Raw genomic sequence first — 15076 nt, 5'->3', positions numbered from 1 at the left:
AAGGCCCCCTGACGAGGAGGGCGAGAATGGCCGAGCAAGAAGCGATCCGACCGCGTGAATCCGATGTCCTGATCGTGGTCGACGTGCAGTATGACTTTCTCCCGGGCGGAGCCCTGGCCGTGGCCGATGGGGATGCGGTCATCAGGCCGATCAATCGGCTGGCGAAGGCGTTCCGGCATGTGGTCCTGACGCAGGATTGGCATCCGCGTGGGCATGCTTCCTTCGCATCGAGCCATTCCGGCCGGAAGCCGTTCGACATGATCGACTTGGCCTATGGGCCGCAAGTGCTGTGGCCGGACCATTGCGTTCAGGGGGCGCCGGGCGCGGAGATTTCCCGCGACCTCGACATTCCCCACGCGCAGCTCGTCATCCGCAAAGGCTACAATGCGGGCATCGACAGCTATTCGGGTTTCCGCGAGGCCGACCGGGCAACCGCGACGGGGCTGGAGGGCTATCTGAAGGAGCGGGGCTTCAGGCGCGTCTTCTGCGCCGGTCTCGCGACCGATTTCTGCGTGGCATGGACTGCCATCGATGCCGCGGCTGCGGGTTTCGAGACCTATCTGATCGAGGATGCCTCACGGGCCATCGATGCGAATGGCTCCTTGGCGAGAGCCAGGAACGATTGGAACGCCGCAGGCGTGCGCACGATCGCGAGCAGTCAGATCGAGGGACCTCTTAACTGACGGATTTTCGTCATGCCCGGCCTCGTGCCGGGTATCCACGTCTTTGTCTGCACTGCGGTTCTAAGACGTGGATGGCCGGGGCAAGCCCGGCCATGACGATGAGGAGTGCGAGGACCTGGGCGGCTCCTTAAACCGCCGTCCCGTGCAGGTCGTATTCGTCTGAAGCGTCGATCTTCACATTGACGATCTCGCCCGGCTTCAGCGGGGTCTTCGACGCCACGTAGACGACGCCGTCGATTTCGGGCGCGTCGTATTTGGTGCGGCCAGTAGCGACGGTGGCGCCCTGTTCGTCGATGATGACTGGCAGCGTCTTGCCGACGCGACCCTTGAGCAGCTCGGTACTGACCTTCTGCTGGGTCTGCATGAACCGGTGCCAGCGGTCTTCCTTGACCTCGTCGGGAACCGCTCCGGCGATGTCGTTGGCGGGCGCGCCCTGGACGGGCTCGTACTGGAAGCACCCGGCGCGGTCGATCTTGGCCTCCTGAAGCCATTGCATCAGGAAGTCCACATCCTCCTCCGTCTCACCGGGGAAGCCGACGATGAAGGTGGAGCGGATGGCGAGATCCGGGCAGATCTCGCGCCATTTCCGGATGCGCTCCAGGGTCTTCTCCTGGTTGCCGGGGCGGCGCATGGCCTTGAGCACGCTCGGCGAGGCGTGCTGGAAGGGGATGTCGAGATAGGGAAGGATCTTGCCCTCCGCCATGAGCGGGATGATCTCATCCACGTGCGGGTAGGGATAGACGTAGTGCATGCGCACCCACATGCCGAGCTCGCCCAGTTCCTTGCCGAGTTCGTAGAAGCGCGTGCGGACCTCCCGGTCCTTCCAGAGGCTCGGCTGGTATTTGATGTCGAGGCCGTAGGCGCTGGTGTCCTGAGAGATGACCAGCAGCTCCTTCACGCCGGCCCTGGCGAGCTTCTCGGCCTCGCGCAGCACATCCCCGATGGGGCGGCTGACCAGGTCGCCGCGCAGCTTGGGGATGATGCAGAAGGTGCAGCGGTTGTTGCAGCCCTCGGAAATCTTCAGATAGGCGTAGTGACGCGGGGTCAGCTTCACCCCCTGCGGCGGCACGAGATCGACGAACGGATCGTGCGCGGGAGGGGCGGCTTCGTGAACGGCCGACACGACGGATTCGTAGGCCTGCGGGCCCGTGATCGCGAGCACGTTCGGGAAATGCTCGCGGATCTGCTCGGGCTCGGCGCCCATGCAGCCGGTCACGATGACCTTGCCGTTCTCGGCCATGGCCTCGCCGATCGCCTCGAGGGACTCGGCCTTGGCGCTGTCGAGGAAGCCGCAGGTGTTGACGATGACCACGTCGGCCCCGTCGTGTTCTTTGGTCAGCTGATAACCTTGAGCGCGAAGCTGGGTGATGATGCGCTCGGAATCGACCAGGGCCTTCGGGCAGCCCAGGGATACGAACGAGACTTTGGGTGCGGGAGCATTCATCCGCGAAATTCCACTCTTAGAGGCGATACGGACATTGGGAAGGCGCCCGTAGCGGGGCTTCGGTGCAAAATCATGGCAAGGGAGCCCGTGAGCGGGCGCACGGCGCAGGCCGCCCGGCGCGCTGCGAACCCGGTATCTCGGGCACTCCGAGAGGACCTTCTCAAGTTGATGTCACGCCCTGCGCAGTCGCTCCGGGTGAAGGAGCGCACGACCGAGACGCGGGATTGCCTTACAACAGAGGACCCGTCTTTACAACACCGGACAGATGCGCCGCCCCCGGAGCCGGGACAGCATAAGGCCTTGAACGGCCTAGGTTGTTCCGCCGCGATCCGCGGCGTGGGGCGAGGGGCGACCCTTGACGCCGATCAACGTTTCCGTGGCCAAAGCGTTTAAGACCTGACGCAGGGACGACGGCAAGAGGAGAGGATATTGCGGATCGCAGTCTTCAGCACGAAACCGTATGACGAGCGCTTTCTGGAGGCGGCCTGTACGGGGACCGGACACCGCCTGACCTTTTTCGAAGCCCGGCTGTCCGTTCAGACGTGCGATCTTGCCGCGGAGGCCGATGCGGTCTGCGCCTTCGTCAACGACGACGTGAGCGCCGAGGTGCTGGCCGCTCTCAGCGCCCGAGGAATCCGCCTCGTCGCCCTGCGCTCGGCGGGGTTCAACAACGTGGATCTCGAAGCGGCCAAACGCCTCGGAATCACGGTCGCCCGGGTTCCGGCCTATTCTCCCCACGCGGTCGCCGAGTACACGCTCGCCCTGATCCTTGCGCTCAACCGCAAGACCCACCGCGCGTACAATCGCGTGAGGGAAGGCAACTTCGCGCTTGAAGGGCTCCTGGGCTTCGATCTCGCGGGCAAGACGGTCGGGGTCGTGGGAACGGGCAAGATCGGCGAGGTGATGTGCCGGATCCTGAACGGGTTCGGGTGCCGGGTGATCGCCTTCGATCCTCTGCCGAACCCGGTATGCCTCGACATGGGCGTGACCTACGTGCCGGTCGAGGACCTGTTTGCCTCGTCCGATATCATCACCCTCCATTGCCCGCTCACGCCCGCGACGCGCCACCTGGTCGACGAGGCGGCTCTGCAGCGCATGAAGCGCGGCGTGATGCTGATCAACACGAGCCGCGGGGCCGTGATCGATACGCAGGCCGTGCTGCAGGGGCTGAAGGACGGGGTGATCGGCTATCTCGGTCTCGACGTCTACGAGGAGGAGGCCGATCTGTTCTTCGAGGACCTTTCAGCACGCTTTATCGACGATGACGTCTTCGCGCGGCTGCTCACCTTCCCGAATGTGCTCATGACCGGGCACCAGGCCTTCTTCACACAGGAGGCCCTGACGAACATCGCCGAAACGACCATCGCCAACGTAACGGCGTTCGAGCGCACCGGCAGGGCGACCTACGAAGTCTCCGTTGAAAAGATCGCGCGCTAAGCAGCCTTGGCCACGGCTCCGAGGAGCGCCATCACATGGCCTTCGCCCCATGTCGGCAGCACGAGCCGGGCATAGCCTCCGCTGGGAGCGCGAAAATATGTCGGCCTCTTCTGCGAGACCGTCATGCGGCACTGCTCCGTGAATTCCTCCAGGGGCGGGCTCTGCGCCATCTCGTCGGAGAATTCGCCCGCGAGAGGCGCGCCGTAATCCCGGATGATAGCCTCGCCGGCGGTCTCGAACCGGAACCTGTCGGGATTCTCGAAAGCGGTCAGGAGTATGAGGGAGGACGACAGATCGGGCAGGCGGGACAGGTCGATGTCGTCCGAGAACGGCATGGAATTCTCGCCGCGGATCAGGTCCTTCCAGTAATCCAGAAGCTTCGCGAGGTCGGGTTCGAGAGTCCCGGGCAGCGTAGAAGAAAGAGCCGATGACATGTCCTGTCTCACCATGACGTTCGAGGGGTCCACGAGAGGCAAAGCTCCGGCCCGGATGTAGGTTTCCCGTCTCATGCGGGTAGGGGCTTCCTGTCGCATGCCCTATAACAATTTGGCGGATGCAAGCAGATGGAGGCCAGGAGCGTGCCGGATATCGTAACGATCACCATGAACCCGGCGCTCGACGTTTCGACGAGCGCAGAGGCGGTGATGCCCACGGACAAGGTCCGCTGCGGCGCCGTTCGGCACGATCCGGGCGGCGGAGGGATCAATGTGGCTCGCGTGGTCCGGACTCTCGGCGGGGCAGCCCTGGCCGTCTTCCCAGCGGGCGGTCCGACAGGCGCGATGATCGAAGAACTTCTCGGCGGAATGCACATTCCGACGCGGCGGATTCCCATCGACGGCGTCACGCGGGAGAGCCTGACGATCGACGAGCGCAAAAGCGGCCTTCAATATCGTTTCGTCATGCCCGGGCCTGAACTGAAACCGGACGAGCGCCGGGCTTGCGTGGATGCGCTGGCCCACGCCGCCGAGGGGGCACGCATGGTCGTTCTCAGCGGCAGCCTTCCTCCCGGCGTGTCACCGGGTTTCGTGCAGGAGGCGTCCGATCTTTCCAACCGGCTGGGCTGCCGCTTTGTGCTGGACACCTCCGGAGAGGCCCTGCGCCACCTGAGATCCGGCGCATATCTGGTCAAGCCCAGCATTCGTGAACTCCGGGAATGGCTCGGCCGGGAGCTGCGCAGCGAATCCGAGCAGGCCGAGGGGGCCTACGAACTGATCGCCCAAGGCGTTTGCGAAGTCATGGTCGTCTCCCTGGGCGCCGACGGAGCGCTCCTCGTGACCCGGCAGGGATACGAGAAACTCGCCTCCATCGACATTCCCGTCCACTCGGCGGTGGGAGCAGGGGACAGCATGGTTGCGGCCGTGTGCTTCGGGATCGTCCAAGGGCTCGACTTGCGCCATGCGGTCCGCCTCGGGATGGCAGCAGGTGCCGCGACGCTGATGACCCCCGGAACGGGGCTCTGCCGGCGCGAGGATGTCGAGCGCCTCTACGGGCAGCACATGGCCTCGGCGCCCATCGGTCCCCTGAAGGCCATCCCGATTTCCTGACGCGCACGAGTCCATGCTTAAGGACGACATGGAGAGATCAGTGTCCGCCATCGCACCTTATCTGCCCCACGCGCGGATCGCCTATTTCTCCATGGAAATCGCCCTCAGGAGCGAGATGCACACCTATTCCGGCGGGCTCGGCGTCCTGGCCGGCGACACCGTTCGGTCTGCCGCCGATCTTCAGCTCCCGATGGTCTTCGTGACGCTCGTCAGCCGGCAGGGTTATCTGCAGCAGGAAATCGACCTGAAGGGGCAGCAGGTCGACCACGCCGACGCATGGGAGCCAGAGCACTGGGCGACACCTCTCCCCGATGTCCTCGGTGCAACGATCGAGGGGCGGGATGTCTGGGTTCGTCCTTGGCTCTACGAATGGACATCGGCGCGCGGGCACACGGTGCCCGTGATCCTGCTCGACACCCATATCGATCGGAACGATCTTCGCGATCGCGGGATCACGCACAGGCTCTATGGTGGCGATCAGGCATACAGGCTCAAGCAGGAGATCGTCCTCGGCATCGGCGGCGAGCAGGTCCTGAGGACGCTGGGATTCACCATCGACACCTACCACCTCAACGAGGGACACGCCGCCCTTCTGCCGCTCGCGCTGTTGAAGCGCGGATCGCAAGGCGCATCGGGAGATGACGAGGTCGAAGCTGTGAGGCGGCGCTGTGTCTTCACGACGCACACGCCGGTCGAGGCCGGGCATGATCGTTTCGACTATGAGGACGTGAGCAGGGTTCTCGGGGACTTCATCGCCGCTGACCGGTTGAAGGCGCTCGCCGGAGAGGACCGGCTCAACATGACGCAGCTCGCGTTGAATCTGAGCGCCTATGTGAATGGCGTGTCGGCGCTCCATGCCGAGACGACGCGGCGCATGTTCCCTGAATATCGCATTCATGCCGTCACCAACGGCGTTCATCCGGGGCAATGGACACATCCGGCCTTCGCGCGCCTGTTCCGCCGGATCTCGCCGGATTGGGACGTGCAGCCGGAAACGCTCGCGGGCGTCGTTCATCTCCAGGACGATGACGTCTGGAGCGCCCACATGGAAGCCAAGGATGACCTGATCGCCCTGGTCCGGGAACGGACGGGAAGGCGCCTCGACCGCGATCGTCCGATCATCGGATTTGCGCGCCGCGTGACGGGGTACAAGCGGGCCAGCCTGCTGTTCAGCGCGTGGGACCGGCTGATGGACATCTACCGGCGCCATCCGTTCCAGATCGTCGTCTCCGGCAAGGCTCACCCCCGCGACGAAGGGGGAAAGCAACTGATCCACGAGATCGTGAGGCAAGCGCATCACGCGGCGATCCCGATCGTCTTCGTCCCCGGCTACGACATGGACATCGCAAAGCGCATCGTCGCGGGTAGCGACATCTGGCTGAACACGCCTCTGCCTCCGCTCGAGGCTTCCGGCACCAGTGGAATGAAGGCGGCATTCAACGGCGTTCTCAATGTCAGCACCTTGGACGGGTGGTGGCCTGAAGGCTGCGTTGAGGGCGTCACCGGATGGGGAATCGGGCCGGAGGGAGATTTCAGCGAACATGCCCGGATTCTGCATGAGAAGCTGGGGGGAGCCATTCTGCCGCTTTACACGGAGGATCGCCATGGCTGGATCGGCATGATGAAGCAGGCCATCGGCAGGATCGGCCCGGTGTTCAATACGCAGCGCATGATGAAGGCTTACGCTAGAGAAGCCTATCTGATGCGCTAGGGCCCGCACAGAAATTCCGGTCCGCATGCCGCCGACCTGTTGACGGCGAAGCCCGGACCATCCTGAATGGTATCCTGCGGATTGGGAAAATCCTTTGGCATGGATCAAACCGCGCACGGTCAGGGCTGAGTAGAAAGCCGCATCCGCTCCCGTCGGAGCTCGTCGTCACAGAACAGGTGTGTCTTGCCGCTTCGCATTCACTTTCATGGCGCCGCCCATGCCGTTACGGGCTCCTGCTTTCTTCTGGAAACCGATCAGGCTCGCGTGCTGGTCGATTGCGGCATGTTCCAGGGCGCGAAATCCGAGAAGGAGCTGAACTACCGCTCCTTTCCCTTCAAGCCATCGCGGGTGGACGCCCTGTGCCTCACCCATGCCCATATCGACCATAGCGGCCTCGTTCCGAAACTCGTGAAGGCCGGGTTCGTAGGGCCGATCTACGCGACGCCCGCGACGGCGGATCTCGCGTCCATCATGCTCCCCGATTCCGGTCATATTCAGGAAATCGAGGTCAATCAGCTCAACCAGCGCAACAGCCGCCGCGGACGGCCGACGGTCACGCCGATCTATACCGCTGAGGACGCCGTGGCTTGCCTCGATCGGTTCCGGACTGTGGCTTACGGCCAGTGGCAGGCCGTGGCCCCGGGTTTCAGGGCCCGCTATTGGAATGCGGGGCATCTGCTCGGCTCGGCGTCCATCGAGATGGAGGTCGCGGCAGGCGAGGGCGACAAGCCGACCCGGCTTCTGTTCTCGGGCGACATCGGGCCCGATTTCAAGCTCCTGCAGCCGGAGCCGGAAGGTCCCCGCGATCTCGACTACGTGATCCTGGAATCGACCTACGGCGACACGGACCGTGCGGGCATCACCATCGAGCGCCGGCGCCGGATGTTGCGGGACGAAGTGAAGGCCGCCATGAGGCCGAGCGGCGTCCTGCTCATTCCATCCTTCGCGGTCGAACGGACGCAGGAGCTTCTCGTCGATCTCCTGGAACTGATGGAAGCGGGTGAGCTGCCGGAGATTCCCGTGTTCATCGATTCGCCCCTCGCCACGAAGGCCAGCGCGATCTTCAAGAAGCATGCCCGTGAGCTGCGGAGCGGCGGCGATCTGGTGCAGGCGCTGGGAGCGCACTGGGTTCACTTCACCGAGAGCGTGGAACAGAGCAAGGCGATCGATCGGATTCACAGCTTCCATATCGTGATCGCCGCGAGCGGCATGTGTGAGGCCGGCCGCATCCGGCATCATCTCAAGGCGTGGCTCTGGCGCGAGGAGGCGACAGTCCTCTTCGTCGGCTATCAGGCCCAGGGCACCCTCGGGCGCATTCTGCAGGAAGGCGCGTCCCAGGTCCGCATTCAGGGGGAGGACATCCGTGTTCGGGCAAGGATGCGCAGCCTCGATCTCTATTCCGGCCACGCGGACGGACCGGAACTGACGACTTGGCTCACCGAACGCTCGCCCGTGCGACGGGGCGTCTTCCTTGTCCACGGCGAGGAGCCGTCTCTCATGGCCCTGCGTGATTCTCTGAACGGCGCCGTGCCCGGGCTGAACGTGACCATTCCGGAGCTCGACGACATCTACGAGCTGTCAGGGGACAGGGCCGTCCAGGTCGACGATCACGAGCGGCGTCTGGAACCGGCGGCCGTCGGGCGTCAGGATTGGAGCAACGATTACTCGCGGCTTCTGCTCGACATCAACGCGGCCCTCGACAAGGCGGCGGACAAGCGGGCGAAGGATGTCATCCTTCGGCGCCTGCGCCGCGCCCTGAAGGAGGATGCCGCCGAGGTTTGACGGAGATCAAGGTGGGGGAAGCGCGCTCCGCTAGGCTTTGGCTTGGCCGCCCGAGGACGGAGAACGGCCGGACCAGGAGGACGCCATGCTTTACCATATCACCCTGCATCTTGCCCGGTGCAAGGATTACCCCGAAGGGAGCGCGCGGTTCGGCTACGAGATCACGGCTCCCCTCGATGCGGCGGGCCTGCTGGATGCCGCCGAGTGGAAGGATAAGCGGGATCAGTGCCGCGTCCGGCGATTCTGGGGAGAGGAACGCGATCGGTACGGCTATCTGGTCCACCGTCCCGGCGGGGCGGGAGGGGCCACCTGGGTCATCGACTACGACCCCAAGCGTGCAATCGACGACGAGGCGGGGTATCGTCTCAACAAGCATCGTTTCGTCGAAGGGGAATATGTTTCCATCCAGGACGAGGATGAGGAACTCCACACCTTCCAAGTGGTCGAGGCGCGGCCGTTGAAAACGGCCGAGAAGGTTTGAGGAGCACTGGTCATGTGGCGCGCGTGCATCGCCGTTTTCGCCGTTGTCCTAAGCGTTCAGGCTGTTCCGGCCCAGGAGGGCCGGATCCAGCGCGGGCGCACATTCGTGCAGACGAACTGCGCCATGTGCCACGCGGTCGGACGCATCGGCGAAAGCCCGTTGCGGGAGGCGCCGCCGTTCCGCACCCTCAAGAAGCGTTACCCGATTGAGGATCTGGCCGAAGCCTTGGCGGAGGGCATCATCACGGGCCATCCCTCCATGCCCGAATTTCAGCTCGACGCCGCCCAGGTCAACGACGTGATGGCCTATCTGGAATCGATTCAAGAGTAACCTGCACGTCCTTCCGACAGTCGGAAGGGCATTGGGATTCGGGAGACGGAGTACGACATGTTTGGGTGGATCGCGCGGATCATCATGATTGTGGCGGGCGTGGTCACAGGCCTGTTCCTGGCAAAAGACGCGCCTCTTTTCGGGACGGTGCAGACGATGGTGATGCTGCTGCTGATCGCGTTGGCCGTCGCGGCGCTCGCATTCTGGCCCGAGAACTGGTCGTCCCGGCGGCGACGGACCCGTTGAGATGCCGAGATAGAGAAGGCGCAGCCGGATATGGCTGCGCCCTCTCTTTGTCCGGGATCTGCGCGACGTTTCCTCTTATCGCCCCCAGCGGAGCACGAGCGGCTCGAGGCGGCGGGCGATCTCGACGAGGCCCTTGCGGGTTTCGGGATGCAGCGGCTGGAGCGGATGGCGGACGAAGTCCGACCTGATCACGCCGCCTTCCTTCATGAGCGCCTTGGCGGCGGACAGTCCGCATTGCCGGTTCTCGTAGTTGATCAGAGGCAGCCAGCGCTCATAGGCTGCGAGCGCCTCTTCCCGGTTGCCCGCGAAATAAGGATCGATGATCCGGCGAATGCCGTCGGGATAGCCGCCGCCCGTCATTGCACCGGTCGCGCCCGCATCGAGATCGGCTATGAGGGTGATCGCCTCCTCGCCGTCCCAGGGGCCCTCGATGGCATCCCCGCCGAGCGCGATCAGCTCGCGGAGCTTGTTGGCCGTGCCCGCGACCTCGATCTTGAAATAAGAGACATTGGCGATCTCCCTCGCCATCCGCGCCAGTAAGGCCGGTGACAGGGAGGTTCCCGCCATGGGTGCGTCCTGAATCATGATGGGAATGGCGATGGCTTCGGAAACGCGGCGGAAGAAGTCGTAGATGCCCGCTTCCGAGACGCGCAGCGTCGCCCCGAAGAACGGCGGCATGATCATGACCATGGCAGCGCCCGCTTCCTGCGCGCGGCGCGAGCGGTCGGCGCAGATATCGGTCGAGAAATGGCTTGTCGTGACGATGACGGGAACCCGCCCCGCCACATGATCGAGCACCGTGTGCATGACCGTCTCGCGCTCGGAATCGGTGAGCAGGAACTGCTCGGAGAAATTGGCGAGAATGCAGAGACCATCCGATCCGGCATCGATCATGAAGTCGATGGCCCGCTTCTGCCCCTCGAGATCGAGTTGGCCGTTGTCGCCGAAGATGGTCGGCGCGACCGGATACACACCGCGATAGGGGCGGACTGAAGACCTGCCGAGCGAGGACATTTTCTCTCCCTGTAAGCTGATTGACGTTATGGCGTTAATGGTTGTCGCGTGGAACGGGCGCTCCCGTCTTTCCGACCAGGAAATCGAGATCGGCGCCCTTGTCCGCCTGCATCACATGATCGACGTACATTTTCACGTAGCCGCGTGTGGCGTGAGGCGCCGGGGGCGTCCACGCGGTGCGTCGGCGTTCGAGCTCCTCCGCCTCCACATGGAGATGGAGGCTGCGCGCCGGGACATCGAGCGTGATCAGATCACCATTGTGCACGAGGGCCAGGGGCCCGCCTGCGGCGGCCTCAGGGGCGACGTGGAGAACGACGGTGCCGTAAGCCGTGCCCGACATGCGCGCGTCGGAGATGCGGATCATGTCCCGCACGCCCTTCTTGAGCAGCTTCTGGGGCAGGGGCATGTTCCCGACCTCCGCCATGCCGGGGTAACCCTTCGGGCCGCAATTCTTCAGCACCATAACGCAGGTTTCGTCGATGTCGAGGGTGTCGTCGTCGATCCGATCATGCAGCTCCTCGATGGTCTCGAACACCACGGCGCGGCCGGTATGCTGCATCAGCTCGGGCGAGGCGGCGGATGGCTTGATGACCGCGCCGTTTGGCGCGAGATTGCCGCGCAGGATCGCAATGCCGGCTTCCGGCTTGAAGGGTTCCTCGAACGTGGTGATGACCTCCCGGTTCCAGCAGGGGGCGTCCTTCACGTTCTCCCAGATCGGCTTGCCGTTCACGGTCGGCGCATCCTTGTGGAGCAGGCCTCGCTCGCCCAACGTGCGCAGCACCACCGGAAGGCCGCCCGCATAGTAGAAGTCCTCCATCAGGAAGCGTCCGGACGGCATGAGGTCGACGAGACAATGGATGTCCCGTCCGAGCCGGTCGAAATCGTCCAGGGTCAGCTCGATCCCGGCTCGGCCCGCTACGGCGAGCAGGTGCACGACGGCGTTCGTCGAACCGCCGATGGCGGCCAGGGTGCGGATGGCGTTCTCGAACGCCTGCCGGGTCAGGATCTTCGAGAGGACGAGCTCCTCCTTCACCATCTCGACGATGCGTCGGCCCGCCATCCGGGCGAGATGATTGCGGCGGGCATCCGCGGCGGGGATGGCGGCATTCTCGGGAAGGCCGACGCCGAGCGCCTCCACCATCGACGCCATGGTCGAGCCCGTGCCCATGGTCATGCAATGTCCGGCCGAGCGGTTCATGGCGCCTTCGGCCTCGTGAAATTCCTGAAGGGTGATTTCACCGGCGCGCAGCTGCTCGCTCATGGAGATGATGTTGGTGCCCGAGCCGATATACTTGCCGCGATAGACGCCGCGCAGCTGCGGACCGCCGGACACGCCGATGGTCGGCAGATCGGCGGAGGCCGCGCCCATCAGCAGGGCAGGGGTGGTCTTGTCGCAGCCCATGAGCAGGACGACGCCGTCCAGCGGATGGGCGCGGATCGCCTCCTCCACATCCATCGCCGCGAGGTTGCGGAACAGCATGGCGGTCGGCCGCATGGTCACCTCGCCGAGCGAGGAGACGGGAAACTCCAGCGGGAAGCCCCCGGCATCGAGCACCCCGTATTTCACGTGCTCCGCGATGGTGCGGAAATGCGCGTTACACGGCGTCAGCTCGGACCAAGTGTTGCAGATCCCGATCACCGGCCTGCCCTCGAACTGGTCCTGAGGGAAGCCGCTGTTCTTCAGAAAGGAGCGGTAATAGAAGCCCATCTTGTCCTGACGGCCGAACCAGGCCTGGCTTCGCAACGGCTTTTTCTTTTCTTCATTCATATCGTGTCGCCCTAACAATCGCGGCAGCGGCCCAGGTAGCGCCCGTGAAATCTGCGACTTCGACTATCGTCGGATGGTTGCTACGGAATTGGCATATAATATTATAAATAGGGGGCTGTTAAGGCTGCTAAAGTCTAAAACTGACAAAGCAGTGGGAGAATGGCGCTTCGGAGCCAACGCCTACGCTCGTAGTGGCAGCAGCACGTAGGCCGGCTGACAGGGAATCCCGTAGACCAGACGACCACCAGAATTGACATGCGGTCGAGTTTTCTGGCCGCCCTGGCCGGAACTGCCTTTTCTTTTGATGCCTCTGCAGGTTACTTCCTTGCAGCAACCGGGGTCGAGCTCGACATGATTGCGGCCGTCGTGATCGGCGGCATCGATCCGAACAAGGTAGGGATTAAGACAGCCCATGGTTTTGGCAAACGATCTGCAGAAGCCTGCGAGGACGCGGTCGGCCCACGATCTCGTGGCCCATGGTATCGGCCAGAACATCATGCGGGGACGCTTCCCCGTCGGCAGCATCCTGCCGGGCGACGCCGAGCTGATGGAGCTGTTCGGTGTCTCTCGAACGGCCCTGCGCGAGGCCTTGAAGACGCTTGCCGCGAAAGGGCTGATCGAGTCCAAGACCAAGGTCGGCACGAAGGTTCTGGACCGGAACAACTGGAACATGTTCGATGCCGACATCCTCGAATGGCATCTCGAACTCGGGGTCGACGCGAAGTTCTTAGGGTGGCTTTTCGAGATCCGCCAGACGCTGGAGCCTTTCGCCTGCGCCACCGCGGCCCTGCGGCGGAACCCGAAACAGCTGGAGACCATGCGGAGCGCCCTTCAGGCGATGTATGGCTGCGCGACCAACCGCCAGGGTTTCACCAAGGCCGATCTGACCTTCCATCAGGCCATTCTCGAAGCCTCCGGGAATCCCTTCCTCCAGTCCATCGGCTCGGTCATCGGGGCGGCGCTCGCCACATCCTTCACGATCAGCTCGCCCGTATCGAGCGACGACAGCTTTCGGAGGGTCATGGAGCAGCATCAGGCCGTCTTCGACGCCATTGAGCATCAGGCCCCTTCGAAGGCCAGCGAGGCCATGTCGTCCCTGATCATGCAGGCTGCCGAGCGTGTTCGGATCAAGCACAGCGAGTCTGCCCTCGCGACGATCGAAACCCACGCATTTTCAAGCGACTAAGGTTTTCTCCAGGTTCCGGCGGATGTCCGCGGAAACGGCTTGAGGCGCTTCTCTGTACCAAAATAGTATTATAGTATTATTGGGCGATTGGGCGCGTGACTTTCACGGGCAAATCGCCTGAGATGCGACCTGCAAGGGCTCCCGTAGAAGAGCCTGCTCGGGATGCCGGTCTTGGACGACGCTCCTCCGGATGAGGACCGCCTAAGCCGCCTAGGCCCGCCGTATCGGAACTCTAGATATGAGCCGGCACAACCATGGACCGCTCGGCTCGGCCATAGGACCATAAGGGAGAACGACCTTGAGGACTTTCACGACTGCTATCGCAGCGCTGGCGATCGGAGCTGCGGGCCTTCTCAACCCGGCCTTGGCTCAGGACAAGGGCACCGTCGGCGTGGCCATGCCGACGAAATCGTCGGCGCGCTGGATCGACGACGGCAACAACATGGTCAAGGCGCTGAAGGAGAAGGGCTACAACGTCGACCTTCAATACGCCGAAGACGATATTCCGAACCAGCTCGCCCAGATCGAGAACATGATCACCAAAGGCGTGAAGGTGCTGGTGATCGCCTCCATCGATGGCACCACCCTGTCGGATGCACTGCAGCAGGCGGCCGACAAGGGCATCAAGGTCATTGCGTATGACCGCCTCATCCGCAATTCGAAGAACGTGGATTACTACACGACCTTCGACAACTTCCAGGTCGGCGTCCTGCAGGGCGGCTACATCGAGAAAGCGCTGGGCCTGAAGGACGGGAAGGGGCCGTTCAACATCGAGCTCTTCGGCGGCTCGCCCGACGACAACAACGCCTATTTCTTCTATAACGGCGCCATGTCGGTGCTGGAGCCCTATATCAAGAGCGGCAAGCTCAAGGTGCAGAGCGGCCAGATGGGCATGGACAAGGTCTCGACCCTGCGGTGGGACGGCGCTGTCGCCCAGGCGCGTATGGATAACCTGCTCTCCGCCTATTACACCGACAAGCGCGTGGACGCGGTCCTGTCGCCCTACGATGGCCTGAGCATCGGCATCATCTCCTCGCTCAAGGGCGTCGGCTACGGCTCCGCCCAGCAGCCCATGCCTGTCATCACCGGCCAGGATGCGGAAGTGCCTTCGGTGAAGTCGATCCTTGCGAAGGAGCAGACCCAGACCGTGTTCAAGGACACCCGCGAACTTGCGAAGGTCACGTCGAACATGGTCGATGCCGTTCTGTCGGGCAAGCAGCCTGAAGTGAACGACACCAAGACCTATGAGAACGGCGTGAAGGTCGTCCCGGCCTATCTGCTGAAGCCGGTCAGCGTCGATGCCTCAAACTGGAAGGATGTTCTGGTCGGCAGCGGCTACTACAAGGAAGATCAGTTCAAGTAAGGCTCGAAATGGTGAGGGGCCCTGCGCAAGGCGCGGGGTCCTTGCTCGTTTCTGAAAGGCTCCGCGCCTTGTCCTCGAGTTGCCTGA

General features: G+C 63.5%; 14 protein-coding genes. 10 read left to right on the top strand and 4 right to left on the bottom strand.

Annotated elements, in window-relative coordinates; translation table 11 throughout:
- Window positions 1–26: 26 nt before the first annotated feature.
- Window positions 27–683: a nicotinamidase gene (locus ACS5Q0_RS07520; protein ID WP_473125997.1), complete on the top strand. Its 657-nt coding sequence runs from the start codon at window positions 27–29 to the stop codon at window positions 681–683.
- Window positions 684–810: 127 nt separating this feature from the next.
- Here ACS5Q0_RS07520 and rimO read toward each other — a convergent pair whose 3' ends face one another.
- Window positions 811–2127, bottom strand: a complete 1317-nt coding sequence (gene rimO, locus ACS5Q0_RS07515; RefSeq protein WP_473125996.1) for a 30S ribosomal protein S12 methylthiotransferase RimO — start codon at window positions 2125–2127, stop codon at window positions 811–813.
- Window positions 2128–2556: 429 nt separating this feature from the next.
- On the opposite strand from rimO, the gene ACS5Q0_RS07510 reads away from it, so the two are divergent.
- Window positions 2557–3564: a 2-hydroxyacid dehydrogenase gene (locus ACS5Q0_RS07510; RefSeq protein ID WP_473125995.1), complete on the top strand. Its 1008-nt coding sequence runs from the start codon at window positions 2557–2559 to the stop codon at window positions 3562–3564.
- Here ACS5Q0_RS07510 and ACS5Q0_RS07505 read toward each other — a convergent pair.
- A complete protein-coding gene (locus ACS5Q0_RS07505) occupies window positions 3561–4073 on the bottom strand; it encodes a PAS domain-containing protein (RefSeq protein WP_473125994.1) in 513 nt (170 codons plus the stop codon). The genes ACS5Q0_RS07510 and ACS5Q0_RS07505 overlap by 4 nt on opposite strands.
- A 69-nt stretch (window positions 4074–4142) precedes the next feature.
- On the opposite strand from ACS5Q0_RS07505, the gene ACS5Q0_RS07500 reads away from it, so the two are divergent.
- The 6 genes from ACS5Q0_RS07500 (at window position 4143) to ACS5Q0_RS07475 (ending at window position 9658) form a co-directional block, all read left to right on the top strand.
- The gene (locus tag ACS5Q0_RS07500; RefSeq protein WP_473125993.1) at window positions 4143–5108 is read left to right on the top strand and encodes a 1-phosphofructokinase family hexose kinase; all 966 of its coding nucleotides are present in this window, start codon (window positions 4143–4145) and stop codon (window positions 5106–5108) included.
- 40 nt (window positions 5109–5148) lie between these two features.
- Window positions 5149–6819, top strand: coding sequence for an alpha-glucan family phosphorylase (glgP, locus tag ACS5Q0_RS07495; protein WP_473125992.1), 1671 nt, complete (start codon window positions 5149–5151; stop codon window positions 6817–6819).
- 183 nt (window positions 6820–7002) lie between these two features.
- A complete protein-coding gene (locus ACS5Q0_RS07490; protein ID WP_473125991.1) occupies window positions 7003–8601 on the top strand; it encodes an MBL fold metallo-hydrolase in 1599 nt (532 codons plus the stop codon).
- An 85-nt stretch (window positions 8602–8686) separates the two neighbouring features.
- Window positions 8687–9082 (top strand): hypothetical protein, encoded by a 396-nt coding sequence (locus ACS5Q0_RS07485; protein WP_473125990.1) that lies wholly within the window; start codon window positions 8687–8689, stop codon window positions 9080–9082.
- Between the two features lie 12 nt (window positions 9083–9094).
- The gene (locus ACS5Q0_RS07480) at window positions 9095–9412 is read left to right on the top strand and encodes a c-type cytochrome (protein WP_473125989.1); all 318 of its coding nucleotides are present in this window, start codon (window positions 9095–9097) and stop codon (window positions 9410–9412) included.
- A gap of 57 nt (window positions 9413–9469) precedes the next feature.
- Complete coding sequence (locus tag ACS5Q0_RS07475) at window positions 9470–9658, top strand: hypothetical protein (protein WP_473125988.1); 189 nt, start codon at window positions 9470–9472, stop codon at window positions 9656–9658.
- A 75-nt stretch (window positions 9659–9733) separates the two neighbouring features.
- On the opposite strand, the gene ACS5Q0_RS07470 is transcribed toward ACS5Q0_RS07475, so the two are convergent.
- Together ACS5Q0_RS07470 and ACS5Q0_RS07465 are read right to left on the bottom strand one after the other, a co-directional pair.
- Window positions 9734–10672, bottom strand: coding sequence for a dihydrodipicolinate synthase family protein (locus ACS5Q0_RS07470; protein ID WP_473125987.1), 939 nt, complete (start codon window positions 10670–10672; stop codon window positions 9734–9736).
- Between the two features lie 34 nt (window positions 10673–10706).
- Complete coding sequence (locus ACS5Q0_RS07465) at window positions 10707–12440, bottom strand: IlvD/Edd family dehydratase (RefSeq protein ID WP_473125986.1); 1734 nt, start codon at window positions 12438–12440, stop codon at window positions 10707–10709.
- Window positions 12441–12852: 412 nt separating this feature from the next.
- Here ACS5Q0_RS07465 and ACS5Q0_RS07460 point away from each other — a divergent pair, with 412 nt between their 5' ends.
- Window positions 12853–13626 carry a FadR/GntR family transcriptional regulator gene (locus ACS5Q0_RS07460; RefSeq protein ID WP_473125985.1) on the top strand — a complete coding sequence of 258 codons (774 nt, stop codon included), beginning with the start codon at window positions 12853–12855 and terminating at the stop codon, window positions 13624–13626.
- Between the two features lie 319 nt (window positions 13627–13945).
- Complete coding sequence (gene chvE / locus ACS5Q0_RS07455) at window positions 13946–14989, top strand: multiple monosaccharide ABC transporter substrate-binding protein (RefSeq protein WP_473126150.1); 1044 nt, start codon at window positions 13946–13948, stop codon at window positions 14987–14989.
- Window positions 14990–15076: the final 87 nt, after the last annotated feature.

It is taken from the genome of Microvirga sp. HS2 (assembly GCF_055792805.1).
Note: the sequence above shows the minus strand (reverse complement) of the source record. Positions and strands in the feature narration are given on the sequence as shown.

Bases quoted from the DNA above. Each gene is read 5' to 3' on its own strand.
- ACS5Q0_RS07485 (WP_473125990.1), top strand. From the start codon at position 8,687: ATGCTTTACCATATCACCCTGCATCTTGCCCGGTGCAAGGATTACCCC.
- ACS5Q0_RS07460 (WP_473125985.1), top strand. From the start codon at position 12,853: ATGGTTTTGGCAAACGATCTGCAGAAGCCTGCGAGGACGCGGTCGGCC.
- ACS5Q0_RS07505 (WP_473125994.1), bottom strand. From the start codon at position 4,073: ATGAGACGGGAAACCTACATCCGGGCCGGAGCTTTGCCTCTCGTGGAC.
- ACS5Q0_RS07465 (WP_473125986.1), bottom strand. From the start codon at position 12,440: ATGAATGAAGAAAAGAAAAAGCCGTTGCGAAGCCAGGCCTGGTTCGGC.
- rimO (WP_473125996.1), bottom strand. From the start codon at position 2,127: ATGAATGCTCCCGCACCCAAAGTCTCGTTCGTATCCCTGGGCTGCCCG.
- ACS5Q0_RS07520 (WP_473125997.1), top strand. From the start codon at position 27: ATGGCCGAGCAAGAAGCGATCCGACCGCGTGAATCCGATGTCCTGATC.
- ACS5Q0_RS07475 (WP_473125988.1), top strand. From the start codon at position 9,470: ATGTTTGGGTGGATCGCGCGGATCATCATGATTGTGGCGGGCGTGGTC.
- ACS5Q0_RS07480 (WP_473125989.1), top strand. From the start codon at position 9,095: ATGTGGCGCGCGTGCATCGCCGTTTTCGCCGTTGTCCTAAGCGTTCAG.
- ACS5Q0_RS07470 (WP_473125987.1), bottom strand. From the start codon at position 10,672: ATGTCCTCGCTCGGCAGGTCTTCAGTCCGCCCCTATCGCGGTGTGTAT.